This window comes from Enterococcus sp. AZ191 (assembly GCF_051713845.1).
GTDB lineage: Bacteria > Bacillota > Bacilli > Lactobacillales > Enterococcaceae > Enterococcus_B > Enterococcus_B durans.
Genome location: NZ_JBIOQS010000001.1, coordinates 2315627 through 2332170 on the forward strand (window position 1 = coordinate 2315627; position 16544 = coordinate 2332170).

General features: G+C 37.5%; 17 protein-coding genes and 1 pseudogene. 5 read left to right on the top strand and 13 right to left on the bottom strand.

The genetic code is table 11. The features are described 5' to 3' along the window. Positions 1-224 precede the first annotated feature (224 nt). The 11 genes from IGI47_RS11200 to ulaG all read right to left on the bottom strand — a co-directional run bounded on the left by IGI47_RS11200 (position 225) and on the right by ulaG (position 9409). Positions 225-1139, bottom strand: a complete 915-nt coding sequence (locus IGI47_RS11200; protein WP_311929529.1) for an N-acetylmuramoyl-L-alanine amidase family protein — start codon at positions 1137-1139, stop codon at positions 225-227. 163 nt (positions 1140-1302) lie between these two features. Then, entirely contained in the window at positions 1303-1878 is a 576-nt protein-coding gene (locus IGI47_RS11205; protein ID WP_311929531.1) for a TetR/AcrR family transcriptional regulator, read from the bottom strand. Between the two features lie 21 nt (positions 1879-1899). After that, the gene (locus IGI47_RS11210) at positions 1900-2571 is read right to left on the bottom strand and encodes an ABC transporter ATP-binding protein (RefSeq protein ID WP_311929532.1); all 672 of its coding nucleotides are present in this window, start codon (positions 2569-2571) and stop codon (positions 1900-1902) included. Positions 2572-2584: 13 nt separating this feature from the next. Beyond that, positions 2585-3655, bottom strand: coding sequence for an ABC transporter permease (locus IGI47_RS11215; protein WP_005878344.1), 1071 nt, complete (start codon positions 3653-3655; stop codon positions 2585-2587). Positions 3656-3847: 192 nt separating this feature from the next. Further along, entirely contained in the window at positions 3848-4558 is a 711-nt protein-coding gene (gene araD, locus IGI47_RS11220; RefSeq protein WP_311929534.1) for an L-ribulose-5-phosphate 4-epimerase AraD, read from the bottom strand. Beyond that, entirely contained in the window at positions 4548-5408 is an 861-nt protein-coding gene (locus IGI47_RS11225; protein WP_438784243.1) for an L-ribulose-5-phosphate 3-epimerase, read from the bottom strand. Before IGI47_RS11225 ends, araD begins: the two co-directional genes overlap by 11 nt. A gap of 4 nt (positions 5409-5412) precedes the next feature. After that, the gene (locus tag IGI47_RS11230) at positions 5413-6051 is read right to left on the bottom strand and encodes a 3-keto-L-gulonate-6-phosphate decarboxylase UlaD (protein WP_311929537.1); all 639 of its coding nucleotides are present in this window, start codon (positions 6049-6051) and stop codon (positions 5413-5415) included. Continuing rightward, positions 6048-6362 (bottom strand): PTS sugar transporter subunit IIB, encoded by a 315-nt coding sequence (locus tag IGI47_RS11235; protein WP_438784245.1) that lies wholly within the window; start codon positions 6360-6362, stop codon positions 6048-6050. Before IGI47_RS11235 ends, IGI47_RS11230 begins: the two co-directional genes overlap by 4 nt. A 17-nt stretch (positions 6363-6379) precedes the next feature. After that, on the bottom strand, positions 6380-7867 hold the full coding sequence (locus IGI47_RS11240; protein ID WP_438784247.1) for a PTS ascorbate transporter subunit IIC: 1488 nt from the start codon (positions 7865-7867) through the stop codon (positions 6380-6382). Positions 7868-7877: 10 nt separating this feature from the next. Beyond that, a complete protein-coding gene (locus IGI47_RS11245) occupies positions 7878-8303 on the bottom strand; it encodes a PTS sugar transporter subunit IIA (RefSeq protein ID WP_438784248.1) in 426 nt (141 codons plus the stop codon). Positions 8304-8347: 44 nt separating this feature from the next. Then, entirely contained in the window at positions 8348-9409 is a 1062-nt protein-coding gene (gene ulaG / locus IGI47_RS11250) for an L-ascorbate 6-phosphate lactonase (RefSeq protein WP_311929542.1), read from the bottom strand. A gap of 182 nt (positions 9410-9591) precedes the next feature. Here ulaG and IGI47_RS11255 point away from each other — a divergent pair, with 182 nt between their 5' ends. Beyond that, positions 9592-10380, top strand: a complete 789-nt coding sequence (locus tag IGI47_RS11255) for a DeoR/GlpR family DNA-binding transcription regulator (RefSeq protein ID WP_311929544.1) — start codon at positions 9592-9594, stop codon at positions 10378-10380. 130 nt (positions 10381-10510) lie between these two features. Here the strand turns inward: IGI47_RS11255 and IGI47_RS11260 are convergent, their stop codons facing one another. Continuing rightward, positions 10511-11614: an alpha-hydroxy-acid oxidizing protein gene (locus IGI47_RS11260; protein ID WP_311929546.1), complete on the bottom strand. Its 1104-nt coding sequence runs from the start codon at positions 11612-11614 to the stop codon at positions 10511-10513. A gap of 292 nt (positions 11615-11906) precedes the next feature. Between IGI47_RS11260 and IGI47_RS11265 the strand changes: the two genes are divergently transcribed. The 3 genes and pseudogenes from IGI47_RS11265 to IGI47_RS11275 all read left to right on the top strand — a co-directional run. Further along, a complete protein-coding gene (locus IGI47_RS11265) occupies positions 11907-13547 on the top strand; it encodes a malolactic enzyme (RefSeq protein ID WP_438784250.1) in 1641 nt (546 codons plus the stop codon). A 216-nt stretch (positions 13548-13763) separates the two neighbouring features. Next, entirely contained in the window at positions 13764-15086 is a 1323-nt protein-coding gene (locus IGI47_RS11270; RefSeq protein WP_438784252.1) for a 2-hydroxycarboxylate transporter family protein, read from the top strand. Between the two features lie 148 nt (positions 15087-15234). Next, positions 15235-15354 (top strand): annotated as a pseudogene (locus tag IGI47_RS11275) (DUF3788 family protein); the annotation flags it as partial. Between the two features lie 71 nt (positions 15355-15425). On the opposite strand, the gene IGI47_RS11280 reads toward IGI47_RS11275, so the two are convergent. Then, complete coding sequence (locus tag IGI47_RS11280) at positions 15426-16067, bottom strand: CPBP family intramembrane glutamic endopeptidase (RefSeq protein ID WP_311929552.1); 642 nt, start codon at positions 16065-16067, stop codon at positions 15426-15428. Between the two features lie 188 nt (positions 16068-16255). Between IGI47_RS11280 and IGI47_RS11285 the strand changes: the two genes are divergently transcribed. After that, entirely contained in the window at positions 16256-16516 is a 261-nt protein-coding gene (locus IGI47_RS11285) for a hypothetical protein (protein WP_311929553.1), read from the top strand. Positions 16517-16544: the final 28 nt, after the last annotated feature.

The window sequence follows — 16544 nt, forward strand, 5'->3', positions numbered from 1 at the left end:
CGATTTGAGAAATTGGAGAAAAAAAGAGGCTGGGACAGAAGTGTTCAACTCCGAGAAACAAGAAGGAATAAACGAAAATTGCTTTTCAAATTTTTGTGAATTTCGGCTTATTTTAAGAAGGAGTTGCTTCTGCTCCCACCGTTTATTCGTTTTTAAAGAATGAGACAAAAGTATTTCTTACTTTTGTCCCACGCTCGTTTTTTTTATACAGCATACGAAACTGCTCAACCTTGAAGTTCAAAATAATCGCGTAACGCTTGAGTTAAACTTTCTGCTAGTTGTTGTTGATAGGAAGAAGTCGTCATTTCTGCTAGATCAACATCATTATTCATGTACCCCATCTCTACTAAGAGCGCCGGTTGAAGATTTTCCCGTAAGACCTGATAATTGCCTGTTGCAATGCCTCTTGAGGCAAGCGGCAAATCGTCAAATGAATCCGAAACTGTCTGGGCTAATTTTTCGTTCTCTTGATAATAGTAGTACGTCGTGATTCCTGTTGCTTCATTGGTATACTCTGTAGAATCAGCATGCAGACTGATAAAAATATCCGCTTTTTTTGCTTCACTATACGTACAGATATCTCCTAGCTGTACAAATGTATCACTAGTTCGGGTAAGATAAACCGTAGCACCTGCTGCTTCAAGTTCTTTCTTTACTTTCTTAGCTGTACTCAAAGTAATCGTTTTTTCTTCTATTTCTTCATTAGTACTCAACGCCCCTGTATCACTTCCTCCGTGACCTGGATCGATTACGATCACCGCATCAGATAAGTCTGTTGGGGTCTCCTGCACTGTTTTTTTCCTTATGCTCCCATTTGTCAAAGCTAGATATCCCGTCATTCCGTCATTGGTGGTTACTTGATACGCATCATCTTTTTGGGTGAGATAAGTAGTAAGCTCCCCACCATTGACTACTGTTAATGGTGTTGTCAACGCAGCGTCTGCATATAGCGTGCTATCTTCTTTTCCAATTTTTACCATTGTTTTTGTTTCTGTCGAACTCGTTGTTGCAGCTTGTGTGACCTTTTCTTGACTAGTACTTTTTTCTTCTGCAGCTGTTTGTTTATCAAAAAAGTTGGATTCATTGCTCGCTATCACACCGAGTAACCCAATAAAAAGAATCAGAATCACTTTCTTCATGTTCTTTCACCTCGTGAAGCAAACAATACGATGTTAAACTTAAAGACAACTTAAATTGAACTTTTAGTCAAAAAAGACACACGTATGAAGGAATTGTTTCATCCCTTCATCGTGTGCCTTACGATGATTCACTGGTTGCTGTTAAATTTTTTGTTCAACACAACTATTCACTGATCACGCCGTGTAAATATAAGTCGATCAACTGTTCCACAGTCATGGACTTTTCAACAGAGTTGCCTGCTTGTGTGATATATGGCGAGAGGATCAAAAAGAAATGTCTGGCTGCAATTTCTTGTGTGACATTTTCTCGAAGCGCTTCTCGGTTCTTTGAAAAAATGACTTCAAAAGGTTCACGATAATTTTGCTTCCATAACGCAAAAAGATGGTTTCTCGTTTCGCTTGAAATATTTTGTTTCAAATCATGAAGCATCATGAATAGATCGACCAAATGACTGTCAATCAAATACCTCGCCATCGCTGTCAATGTTTGCTGAAAGGTCACATCGCTTGTCTCTGAGATTTTTCTTAAATCTTGACCAACTGTCGTCAGATGTTCTTCAAGAACTGCTTTGTATAATTTTTCTTTATCACTAAAATAATGATACAAGTTCGGTTGAGTGATTCCGGCTCTCTGGGCTATCTCCCTAGTTGAAGTACCCAGATATCCCTTTAACATAAACAAGCGATTAGCTTCCTTCAAAATCTTTTCTTGCGTATCTTTATTGTAGCGATGAACCATATGCACACCCTCTTTTCAGGCTTAGTCTGTTTTTTCTTTAAAAACACCATCTTCCATCATAAAGACTTTATCACATTTGTCAATAAGTCTTGTATCATGTGTGACCATAATGATTGCTTTATTTTTTTCTTTTGACTCTTTTGCGAGTATATCGACTACTTCTCTCGCTTTTTCAGAATCTAAGCTAGCTGTAGGTTCATCCGCCAAAATGATTGAAGGATCGTTATACAAAGCCCTTGCAATCGCTACTCTTTGTCGTTCACCGCCTGACAGTTCTTCTGGGTATTTATTGACCAAACTGTCGACCCCTAGCTGTTCAAACAATTCGTTGGCTTTCTCTTGTCGTTTCTCATGTTTCACTTTATCCACCAAAATCAGCTGTTTTTTCACCGTTAGAAACGGAACCAAGTTTGAAGCTTGTAAAATGAAACCAATCTCTTTAAAACGAAGTTTCACCCGTTTACTTTCAGGTTGATTACTGAACTCTTCCCCATTGATCATTACAGAACCTTTACTAGGCGTCTGCAATCCACCAGCCATCGTTAAAAATGTACTCTTTCCTGATCCAGAAGGTCCAATGATTGCGACGAACTCGCCTTTTTCAATACGCACATTCGTTTTTTTCAGTGCGTGGACGATCTGATCGCCATCTTGAAAACTCTTTTCCACTTCTTTAAATTCAATTGCTGCCATTTTTATTTTCCTCCTATCCAATCGCCTTTAATGGATCGATTTTTACGATCGTCCGAACTGAGAATAGCGCGCCCAAAACAGCGACTACTAACATCAAGACACTGATCACTCCAAAGAAAAGCCAATTACTTTGGAAAGGTACGGTATCTGGTAGCACCAAGGAAGTTCCTACTGTTCCCAACAATCCCAAAGCAACACCAAAAACTGAAAGTAAAAATGTTTGCGCTACTACCGAACGTGCAATAAAACCACCGGTAATCCCTTGCGCTTTTAGTACACCAAAAATATTGATTTTTTGCATCGTTAACACATAAATAAAAATACCAATCACGATTGCTGCAATCACAATCAAAAAGCCGATCATAAAACCAAAAGTCAAAACTTGTGCATTGTATCCAGGCAATTCATTGATGAATTTTGCAATACTGATTTTTTCGAGATCATCAGGCATTTTATCGACACTGCCCCTAACCACTACAGCGTTGATTCGCGCATTTTCACTAGTATCTGTTTTTTCAAAACGAATCTCTTGATACGCATCAAGAGTCGTATATAAGACTGGTGAAACATTGAATTTGGCATTTTCTGTAAAACCTGTCAGCTTAAATGTCTTATCACTTCCAGAAAGTTTGACCGTATCGCCAATCTTCAGTCCATATTCTTCCTTCAAACTGATATCCCCAACTGCTTCATCGTTTCCAGAAAATTCTTTTCCTTCCACAAGCTTCGGCATTAAGAATTGACTTGGATCGATACCAAAAAAACTCACATTGATCTTACCTGCATCTTTATTGTCCTTGCTAGTTACTACTCCAGGTGTTTGCGCTAAGTACGCAACTTCTCCACCTTTCACTTCTTCGGCTGTCTTTTTCGTGATCATCGACATCCCAAGATTTGTGTTAGAATCTTTGGATAAAACGATATAATCGGCTTCCCATTTATCCACTGCCGTACGATTATCTTGTGCCAACCCATAAGCTAATCCTGTTAAAAAAAAGACAAGGTAAGCAATCAAAAACATGACTCCAGCTACTAAAGCATAACGTAATTTCGAATGAACAATTTCATTTAATGCTAAAAACATCTAATTCCCCCTTAAAAAATGATCGATCGATAAATTTATTTTATCACTTGATAAATTTTTAATGGAATATTATGCTCATGAAAAAAAGAAGAACGTGGGACAAAAGTGTTTCTTACTTTTGTCCCACGTTCTTTTCTCTCCAATTTCTCAAATCGAAACGACTTTTGTCTTGACCTCTCTTTTCATGTACGACTATTGGCCGTAATATGCTGTTTTTCCATGTTTTCGATAATAGTGTTTATCTAATAAATATTGAGGTGTTCGAACAGTATTGTTATTCAGTTCTTCTGTTGCTTTTGCTAGCTGACAAATTTCATCCAATACAATCATATTTTCGACTGCTTTTTCTGGCGTAGCTCCAAAGGTAAACGGTCCATGACTAAAAACGAGGATACCTGGGATAGCTTGAGGACAGATTTCTTTCTCTTTGAAACATTCAATAATTACTTTCCCAGTATTTTCTTCATATTCTATTTGCACTTCTGCTTCTAGCAATTGACGAGTACAAGGAATATCGCCGTAAAAAGTATCTGCATGAGTCGTTCCATATACTGGCACTCCTCGTCCCGATTGAGCCCAAGCCACTGCGTGAGATGAATGTGTATGAACGATTGCTGAAATATCCTTGAACTGTTGGTATAACATGAGATGTGTGAGTAGATCAGAAGATGGCTTCAATGAAGGTTTCTCAATCGTTTTTCCTTGCAAATCACACACGACCATATCTTTCGGTTTTAATTCGTCATAAGGAACCCCGCTTGGTTTAATTACAACGATTTTCAATTTACGATCAATTTCACTGACATTCCCCCACGTCAGTTTTACTAAGCCTTCTTCAGGAAGTCGCCGATTTGCTTGGTAAACTCTGTCTTTTATCTCTGCGATCTTTGTTTCATTCCACATGATATCCCACCTCATTCAATTTTGGATAAAGATAATCTTTCGCTTCTTGTATTTCATTTTCATATCCAGCGTTTTCCCCACTCCACATTTCTATGAGAAATGCACCTTCATATCCCGAACGTTTAAGAACTTTTAATAAACCTAAAAAATCAACGCATCCTTTTCCGAATGGGACGTTTCGAAATTTACCTGTTGATTCTGTTGTGACGGGATAAGTATCTTTTAAGTGAATAGCCACAAGATGATCCTTTCCTTTTTCCAATTCCATTGCCGGATCATTTTCTGACCAAGCAGACAAATTGCCTAAATCGGGATAGAGCTGTAAGAAAGGAGACGGGATTTGATTTTTTATTGCCATAAATTTCGTGACAGAATTTATAAAAGGATCATCCATGATTTCAATAGCTAAGATGATCCCATAACGAGATGCTTCTTGCACACTTTCAGTTAAGCATTCGATAAATCGTTCTCTAGATAATACAGATTTTTGTTCATAGTATACATCATAGCCCGCAAGCTGGATTATCTTTATGTTCAATCTATGGGCTAATCGTATAGCCTTTTTCATGATATTTTTAGCTTTATTTCGCTTTTTTTCGTCGTCCGAACCAAATGGAAATCTTCGATGTGCACTAAGACAAAGTGAATGGAGCCAAATTTCCGAAGCGAACAGCTTACTTTGTATCATTTTAATTTCTTCCTCAGACCAATCAAGTCGTGCCAACCGTTCGTCACTCTCATCAATTGATAATTCTATAAAATCAAAGCCAAGTTTTTTTACTAAAGTGAAACGCTCCGCCCAAGAAATATCTTGCAGCAACGCCTTCTCATAGATTCCTATAACAGCCATCACTTCACCCCCAAATACGAGCAATCTCAGTCTTAAATCGCTCTGCGGCTAAAAGTGGTTCTTTGGACGCAATGATTCCTCGACCAACGATAAAACTATAAATAGGCAGGTCTTTGAATAATGGTAATATCTCTGGAGATAGTCCACCTGTCACAGAAACTTTGAAACCTAATTCAACTAATCGTTCCACTTTTTCTAAGTCTTTTTCATCCCATGATTCACCTGCAAGCAATGAATCTCTGCTTTGGTGATAAATAGCCTGTTCAATTCCAAGTTTGTGCCATTTTTCCGCTTGTTCAAATGTCCAATCTCCGTAAAGTTCTATTTGTATTTGCTTCACCTGGGTTTGAGCTGCTTCCATGGTTGCTAAAGAAGCACAACAAATCACGGTCATCATATCTGCTCCAGCGTCTGCTACATTTCTTGCTACAGTTCTACCCGCATCTGCACATTTCGTATCCGCAACAATTTGCTTATCAGGAAATAACTCACGAATACAACGAATTGCTTTTTTTCCTTCTTGAAGACACAAAATCGTTCCAATTTCAATGGTATCCACTATTTTACCAACTTGATCAACGTCTTCTAGTGCTTCCGCTAATGAATTATGATCCAAAGCAATTTGCAAGTTTGGTTGCATCATTCTCCCTCCTCTTTCTTGTATTTTTTGTATAAATTTGATGTTGAAAATTTTTCCTTGATCTCTTTTGCTGACATTACATTTTTGATTCCTATAACAAGGACTCCTCTTTTTTCTGCTTGTTTAAACATCGCTAAAAAATTTTGAGGTGTAAAAACTACATCATATTGACTAGCTGAACTTTTTCCTTCTGAAACCGCACAATGATGGATTTTGATGATAGGAAATTTCAATTCTGCCATTGCTTTTTCTACACTACGCATCATCATTAGACTTGTTCCTGATCCATTTGCACAAGATACTAAAATTCTCATGTTTAGGTCCTCCAAAATCACTTATTTTTTTGTCGATTTTCTTTGTACTGCTCATAATCAGCAACGATCATGAAATATCCTTCTGGATCTTTTCGGTATTGTAGTTGAGGAATGGTCAATAAACCAACGGCAACTAGTACTACACCAATATAACCAGCAAATTTCATGATTACTGTAATGAACGGCCACGCGGTTGCCCAATCAAACATACCGATATACCCTCCGAATTTTGATAGCCCGATCCATGTAGCAAATAACGCTGCCCCTCCAACCTGGATCATTCCAGACAAAAAAGGAAAAATACAAGCAGCTTTAAACCCACCTCTATTGTTGGCAAAAACAGCAATGACCGCATTATCAAAAAATAAGGGAATAAAACCCGCAATCACAATCGTTGGAGAGCGCAGTAAAATCAGTAAGCCAATCATCAAAAATTGACCTAATGCACCAAATAAAAATCCAACTGTCACTGCATTTGGAGAACCAAATCCAAAAGTCGCTGCGACATCGATTCCAGGAACTGCGCCTGGAAGAATAGTGTTGGAGATTCCTTGAAAAGATTGTGTCAGTTCATCAACAAATGTTCGGACACCTAACTGCAAAATCGCAAGATATACAGCAAAATTTAAAGAAGTAGTGAGAATATAGAAAAGAAAACTTTGGCCTTCAATCATGAACTCGGATTGAATTAAATAATCTTTTCCTAAAACCAGTAAAATGATACCGAAAAAGAAAAGCATAAGAAGAGAAGTTGCTACCATATTCTCATTAAAAATAGACAAAAATCCAGGTAGCTCGATATCTTCTAGTTTTCTATCTACTTTATTTAATCCTTTCTTTTTCTGATCCTTTTTCATCCATTCCGATAGTTTTGCAAAAAGGTAAATACCGAACATTTGTTGATGGGCTACCGCAAAACCAGCACCTTCTGTTAATTCTTGTGTGATACCAACTGTCAAATTTGATGCAACAGCCCAGTAACAACCTAAGATGATTCCCATAAAGACTAACACTTCTATTCTTCCTAGATTAGGAAAGCAAAACAACAAAATCCAAAAGGCTGTTGCTGCTTGTTGGATCTGAACATTTCCTGTAGTAAATACCGCACGTAATTTTGTATATTTTTGAAATCTTACTAGTGTGATATTCAAGATAAAAGCAATCAAAAGTAAAATCATCACATCTCCAAAGGTACGTCCAAATGTCTTCTCTAAACCGACATCCACTGCATTCTGTCCAAAATAAGGGTCTGTTACCATTGCATCTAGATTGAATCGATCCTTCAAACCTACTAAGATAGGGCGAAAATTATTTACTAAGCCAGCTGAACCAACAGTAAGAATAAAGTAGCCAACAGTTGCTTTCAAAAAACCTGCCAGACACTCATAGAATGGGCGCCGCAATAATAAATAACCTAATAAAACAATGAATCCGATCAAATAAGCCGGTTGCGTTAAAATATTTGTGGCGAAATATGTCCAAATATGTAATAAAAATTTTCCCATCTTTCTCCTCCTAACTTTCGTAGCGACACATCACTTTTAAGTAATCTTCTATTGATTCGGTTGCCATTAAGCTATCGATTACTCTTTCTTTCATCAATAATTCAGATAATCTTTGGATGTTTTTCAGATGTGCTGTAGGATCTTTTGCTGCTAATGTAAAAAAGAGTTGTGCTTTTTTCTCAGGATCGCCAAAATTGACAGGAGACTTTAATTTTGTAAATGAGATAGCTGTTTCTAACACCTCATCGCTTTGTGAAGAGGCATGGGGCATCGCAACATTTGGTGCAACAATGATGTATGGTCCAAACATCTTTATACATTTGATTATCTCTTCTATATACGTTGCTTTGATGATCTTTTTCTCTAATAGCAGCTGACAACTCTCACGTATACCTTCTTGCCAATCCGTGACTTCTTTTTCTGAATAATACACCAACCCTTCTGATCAAAAATATCTCAGCATCTCCTTCTCCTCCTGTTCTATAAAAATGATGGAAATGGTATATCATTTTCAGTTGTAAAAACATCATGAAATCCTCGATCAAAATTAAATTCTAGCTTTTCAAAATCTTGTGGATATGTAAACTTTCCACCAACTTGCCAAATAAAGGGGTGAAATTGATAGGCCAAACGCTCTTTTTTAGATTGCCATAAAAGGGTGATCTCTTTCGGATCAGCCATGAAATTTGACCAAATATCATAATGAACTGGAATCACTACTTTTGTCTTCAAAGCTTCTGCCATCCGTAATATATCGGCTGAAGTCATTTTATCTGTGATTCCTCGTGGGTTTTCCCCATATGCACCTAAGCAAACATCAACAGTATATTCATTTCCGTGTTTTGCAAAATAATTAGAGTAATGAGAATCCCCTGCATGATAGATATTTCCTCCAGTAGTTTCAAATAGATAATTCACCGCTATATCGTCCATCACCTGTGGCACCTTTCCTTTGAAGGAATAATCAGTCTTATCACAAGTAATCAGGGCCGTCCGATCGAAAGCTTCCAAAGTGATCACTTTCGTTTTACCGAGGGTTATTTCGTCACCTGGCTTGACGATTGTCGTCTTTTCTTTCGGTATCCCCCAGTCAAGCCACGTTTCAACTACCTTTTTAGGTCCAATAAAGCGTGCTTGCGGACAATTTTGCTGGACAGCTGCAGCAGTATTTATGTCTAAATGGTCAGAATGGATATGGGTCACAACTAATGCATCGATGTTTTTCATTTCAAAAGGGTCAATCACAAAAGGTTGCGTACGTAAATTAGGCTGCATCTCTTGGACCCCACTCATTCGCATCATTTGATGTCCTTTTTTCATCAATCCTTTCCCATGTGTTTTTTTCCCAGTGCCACACCATAAGTCACATAATATATTTGTTTTTTCAGCTGTTTTTATCCAAAGTCCTGTACAACCTAACCACCATATAGATACACTTCCTTCTTCAACTTCTTCTCTCGCAATCTCCTCATTTAAATACGTACCCCATTCTGGAAAAGTCGATAAAATCCAATTTTCCTTTGTGATATCTACTATATTCATATTTTTTCTATTCCTCCTTGAAATGTGAGTATCAACACCTAAATTATAAAGCGCTAACAAACTCATTTAAATAGTTTTAAATGATTGTTTGTACTTTATATGATTGTTTTATTTTTTTATATGATTTTTCTTATATACTCAGTCATATAAGAAATTAAGCCATTCTTCGAGGAGGTAGTTTTTTGAAAAATTCACTGAAAAGTATTGAGAAAAGACAAAAAGCGATTTTAGATATTTTAGAAGCACGAAAACAGCTGACAACACTTGAGCTTTCGTCTGAATTAAATGTTTCGTTGAGCACAATCCGGAGAGACCTAAATGTCTTAGAGGAAAAAAATGATATCATCAGAAAATATGGTTACTGCCTTTTTAATTACAAGAATAAAACAAACTTTGATGAGTCGGGACCTCTCAGGCTCAAACAACAAATTGCTAGATATGCAAGTAGATATGTCAATGATTATGATACGTTGTTCATCAATTCTAGTTCTACTGCTCTAGCTATTTTGAACTATCTCACTGTTAAACATGTGACAATCGTTACCAATAATTTGAAAGTTGTCGCCACTACTCATCAACCAAACTACAGTTATATCTTGACTGGAGGGGAATTGCGTATACCAAAAGAAGTATTAGTTGGAGATATTGCTACACGAACTTTAATGGATATGAATGCAGATATCTGTGTGATTGGATGTAGTGGTGTCAGCGTAGAAAATGGCGTTACAACTAAAATTTTAAATGAATCAAAAATCAATGAACTGATGATCAATAAAACAAGAAGGAGTAAAATATTAGTTGCTGATCATCGCAAAATCGGCTTGACTTCAAAATTTAAAATTGCTGATGTTTCTTCATTCGACTATTTGATCACCGATCAATTCTGTCCGACAAAAATCGCAAAGGAGATCAGTGAAACGGGTATAAAAGTAATTCGGATAAAAAACTTTCCTGCTATTGAACTTTTCTGATACATTGTAAAAAAGAGTACTCTTATTAAGTACATGAAAGAATACTTTACTTGATTAAACAACAAAAGCAGTGAGAGAAACCTGAACTAATGACATTCAGTCTCTTCACTGCTTTTGTTTTAACTATTCGCTAAATAAACCGATTCTCTCTCAATTTCGTCTGTTTGATGTCTTCTACCGTTTGCGTACCTGCTAATTGCATGACCATTTCAAGTTCTCTTTTGAAGAAATCAAATACTTGTTTGATCCCTGTACTTCCTCCAAGCGCTAATCCGTATATAGCAGGTCTTCCAATGGCAACTAGATCCGCGCCTGAGGCAATTGCTTTAAAGACGTGCTGCCCGCGACGAACACCACTATCAAAGACGATTGGTACACGTTTATCCACTGCTTCAGCCACATATTGTAAAGAGTCAAAGGAAGCAGGACCACCATCTAATTGTCTTCCTCCATGGTTCGATACCCAGATACCTTGCGCACCCGAATCAAGTGAACGATAGACATCTTCTTCTGATTGGACGCCTTTGACATACACTGGTAGATCTGAATGGGTAGTGATAAACTCGATATCTTTAGGACTCAGTTTTTGTTTAGACGATTTATAAACGGCATCCATCGTTTGCCCTACCCCTGATTGATATGCTTGGACGATCGGCATTGGCAAAGGGAAGGTAAATCCGTTCCGTCGATCTGTTTCACGATTACCGCCAACTGTTGCATCCGCTGTCAAGACGATAGCTTTAGCGCCATTGCGTTTGGCCATTTCTAAGATATCTGTATTGATACCATCATCTTTACTCATATAAAATTGGAACCACTGTGGTGCGGTACTTCCGCCCGCTTTCCTGATTTCTTCTAATGTACAGGAAGCATAAGAACTTGCTGTATAGATAGTCTCAAACTCTGCCACTCCTTTTGCAGAAGCTCTTTCTGCCTGTTCATGAGCCAATCCATGGGCTGCTACTGGCGCCATAATGAGCGGTGCCGCTAATGTTTCACCCGAAAAACCGGTCGTTGTATCAGGCAATTCTACATCTTTTAAGACATGAGGAATGATCAATCGGTGATTAAAAGCCTTTTCATTTTCTCGATACGTAAAAAGATCTCCTGCTCCACTGCTGATATACCCATATCCACCGTTAGGAATGATTTGTGTTGCAGCAAGTTCCAAATCTTCTATATTAATAAAATCGATAAGTCCTTCATTCGTTCCAGCTTGATAAACTTTTTCCATACTAAAGCCTTCTTTCCTAGATAATCAAAAAACATGATTCTATGATAGCGTTTGCATAATCATGGTACCTCGCAAAATTGATACAGGCAAATAATCTGTTTGAAAATAAATGTTCCAACTGAAAAATTGAACAAAATGGATCATATATAAAAAAGAGTAAAAAGTTTTAAATCACAAAATTACGTTTTTTTCAATTTCTTCATATAAATAATATTTATCATTACCCTTGCTTTTGACTATAGTATTTACGCCTATACTTCGCTTGTAATCAAATCTTAGGAGGAAAACATACATGCTTACAGGATTAAACTTATTAAACAATCCATTTTTAAATAAAGGAACTGCTTTTACAAAAGAAGAACGTGCAAAATATGGGATCACAGGAATGTTACCAAGTACTATCCAAACACTTGAACAACAATCAGTACAAGCTTATGGTCAATATTTGAGCAAACAAACAGATTTAGAAAAACGTATTTTCTTAATGAATCTATTCAACACAAACCGTACATTGTTCTATAAATTGATGGGACAACACCTTGTTGAATTTATGCCAGTTGTTTATGATCCAGTCGTTGCGGACTCAATCGAACAATACAATGAAATTTTCTTAAAACCACAAGATGCAGCTTTCCTTTCAATTGACGAACCTGAATCAATCAAAACAAGCTTGAAAAATGCTGCTGACGGTCGCGATATCCGCTTGATCGTTGTAACAGATGCTGAAGGAATCTTAGGTATGGGTGACTGGGGCGTAAATGGTGTCGACATCGCTATCGGAAAATTAATGGTCTACACTGCTGCTGCAGGTATCAATCCTACACAAGTACTACCTGTTTCAATCGATGCAGGAACCAACAATGAAGAATTATTGAACAATCCTTTGTATCTAGGGAACCGTCATAGCCGTGTCGAAGGCGAAACTTACTACACATTCATCGATCAATTCGTTGAATCTGCAACTGAGCTTTTCCCTGAACTACTTCTACACTGGGAAGACTTTGGTCGTGGAAATGCCGCAACGATTTTGGAAAAATATGAAGATAAAATCACTACCTTCAATGATGATATCCAAGGAACTGGTATCGTTGTTCTCGCCGGCGTTTTAGGTGGTTTGAATATTTCTGGTGAAGCATTGAAAGATCAAACAATCTTAACATTTGGTGCCGGAACAGCCGGTGTTGGTATTGCCAATATCTTGCTAGATGAAATGATCCGCCAAGGTGTTCCAGAAGAAGATGCACGTAAACACTTCTATCAAGTAGACAAACAAGGTCTTTTATTCGAAGACACAGAAGGCTTGACACCAGGACAAATTCCATTTGCTCGCAAACGTTCTGAATTTGCAAATCATGCTGAATTAAAAAACTTAGAAGCAGTCGTGAAAGAAATCCATCCAACGATCATGATCGGAACTTCTACACAACCTGGCGCCTTCACTGAAGAAATCGTAAAAGAAATGGCTGCCCACACAGCTCGTCCAATTATTATGCCATTGTCAAATCCAACAAAATTAGCAGAGGCAAAAGCAAAAGATCTAATTGAATGGACAGACGGTAAAGCATTAGTTGGGACAGGTATTCCTGCTGCTGATGTAGAATATAATGGCGTTACTTACCAAATCGGTCAAGCAAATAATGCTTTGATGTACCCTGGTCTAGGACTTGGTTTGATTGCTTCTACTGCTACACGTGTAAATGCTGAAATCATTTCTCAAGCTAGCCGTGCATTAGGTGGAATCGTTGATGTAACAAAACCAGGTGCAGCTATTTTACCTCCAGTTGCGAAAATCACTGAATTCTCTCAAATAATTGCAGAAACAGTGGCAAAATCAGTTGTTTCACAACACTTGAATCGTGAAGAAATCACAGATATCAAAGCAGCAGTTGAAGCAGCAAAATGGGTACCAGAATACCAAGATTTAGAACAATAATCTTTCCTATTCTAACGCGTTAATCAGCAACTACTCTGTGGCAAGGTCACCTTTAGAGTACGTCTAACGAGTCAGCAAAAGAACTCACTAAGATGTCTTTTTTGCTGACTCGTGTAAATAATGTTGACTCGAATTACGGGAGCGGGTATTTTCGCTCCTCTAATTTTTGATGTCTTCATTTGACTGAATTTTTCAAATAAGAAAGGATCTGTATGAATGACACAAAAAGAAACAGCAACTTTAACAGTTGAAGAAACCAAAAAAGAAAGCTTTTGGGCAACTAAAATCAGTGGTGTAAGCTTGCCTATCTACTTGATCATGGTCATTGTTCTGATCGTTGCGATGTTTTTAGGAAAACTACCTAGTAATATGATAGGACCTATCGCTGTGCTTGTGATATTCGGAAATCTCTTCCATTTTATTGGAACAAAGATCCCAATTGTTAAAAGTTACCTAGGTGGTGGCTCTGTCTTTGCAATCTTTGCTTCGGCGGCCATTGCAACGTTTGGTATTTTACCTGATTATGTAGTCAAATCAACAGAAAACTTTGTCAATAATATGGGTTTTCTAGATTTTTATATTGCAGCCTTGATTACAGGGAGCATTTTAGGAATGAATCGCAGTTTATTAATGAAAGCTTCTGTACGTTTTATTCCTGTAGCACTTATTTCAATGATTGCCTCATTTTTTGCTGTTGGATTAGTTGGTATGTTGATCGGAAATGGATTTGCTAATTCCGTTTTGTATATCTCACTCCCTGCAATGGCTGGAGGAGTTGGCGCTGGTGCCGTCCCATTATCAACGATTTATGCAAATGTTTTGGGAACAAATGCTTCGTCTATTATTTCTCGTTTGATCCCAGCTACAGCAATGACAAATGTCTTAGCGATTATTGGAGCAGCTTTAGTGGCACGTGCTGGACAATCAATGCCTAAGCTAAACGGAAATGGAAAATTAATGGCAAAAGGTGACCTTGGTGATGGAAAACTACGGGATGTAAAACCAACGATCCAACAATTAGGGGTTGGCTTGATGGTCTCTATCACTTTCTTTATTTTGGGCCAAATCTGTAATTTCTTTATACCAAAAGTCCATGCTTATGCCTTCATGATCATCATTGTAGTTATCTGTAAAATCACTAATATATTACCAGAATACTATGAAGATGCCGCAATCATGTTCAATAATCTGATTGTTAAAAACTTAACTGCAGCTGTTCTTGCTGGTATTGGTATCGCATTGTTGAACTTAAATGTCTTAGCCTCTGCTTTGACATGGCAATTTGTTGTATTGTGCTTAACAAGCGTAATCGTCATCTCACTTGTTTCAGGTCTTGTTGGTCGTCTATTCGGTCTATATCCAGTAGAATCAGCAATCACTGCCGGACTATGTAATAACTCAATGGGTGGTACTGGGAATGTTGCAGTACTCTCTGCTGCCAACCGAATGGAATTGATCGCATTTGCTCAAATGGGGAATCGATTAGGCGGAGCAATCGTTTTGATCATTTCCGGTTTCTTGATGCAATTACTCTCTTAGAAATGAAAAAAGAGATCGAGACAAAAGTCGTTTAGGTTTGAGAAATTGGAGAAAAAAACGAAAAATACGTTTTTTGTATTGCTCGTTTTTTTTTTTTTTTGCAATTTCCGAAAAACCTGACTTTTGGACGCCGTTTATTTGAGAGAGGCTGGGACAGAAGTGTTTAACTCCGAGAAATAAGAAGAAATGAACGAAAATTGCTTTTCAAATTTTTGTGAATTTCGGCTTATTTCCGAAGGAGTTGCTTCTGCTCCCGCCGTTTATTCGAGAATCTGTAGCAAACCTGAATTTTAGATTTGTCCCACTTTCTTCTATCAAGTAACCTTGATCAGACGAACCTCATGATACAAGAATACTTATCAACACGATTAAACTATCATACAGAAAATGAGTTAAAAATGCTGGAAGGATATTCTTTGTTTTCATATACGCCAGTGTAAAAGGTACTCTCACGATCCCAACAGCTAAGACTGCTTGTAAGAAATTCCATTGATATGTTGGCAAGTGCAATGCCCCAAATAAAAGTGAGCTGATCAATACGAGTAAAGCCACTGACCATTTTGTTTTCTTCTGTTTTTCTTCTAAGCGTCTCAAAATGACTGAAACTGGGACTAATACAAGTAATTCTTCTCCGAGTAAAGCTGGTATGAAAAGAACAAAAGTCCAAAAATTTGGCGACTCCATCACGGGATTAGATTCCATGCTGAGTCCTAATAATTGCGAAATGATTCCATAAATAATCACCCAGATAATCGCCAGACCTAAACAACCAATCACCAATAGACCATCTTTTACTTTCATTTTTTTGAACAAATAAAACATCTTGCCGTAAATGATACGACTAGCAAGCAATCCTGCAATCAACAACCAAAATTCTCCAATGATCCTTCCACCTATCCCAAATGACAAGGCAAGAAAGCCAATAAATACAATGATGATCGAAAGAGTGATATTTCTAATCGATCCTATTTCTTTTTTCATGTTCTCCTCCTATTGCTCCAAATAGATTTCTAAACTATAACGCCATTTTCATGCCGCAAACCATTGTCATTATAACAGCTTTCTGATTATTCAGATACCAAGATTTCTATAAGTAAATGGCTTTTTTCAATTGAAAATCCACTTTGATAAGCTATGATAGTAAAAAATAGTGTACCAAAGGAGCCATAATGAAAAAAATAGTCAATACTCAATTATCTTCTTTTGAAATGACCGAGGTAAAACAATTAAAGGAGACCGTCGAACGTCAACGCACATGTCGGTTCAAATTAAAACCTGATTTTCTTCATCAAGCAAATCGCCGTAGTCAGCATTTTCTTTACTATCAAGAGAATACACTTCTAGCCTATGCTTTTTTGAATTTTTTTGACTCACAAGTCCTTGAAGCCACATTGATCGTTCAAGAAAAAGAGTTGATTGCGGATAGTTAGCCCTTAACGACTTTGTACGCCAGCAAGC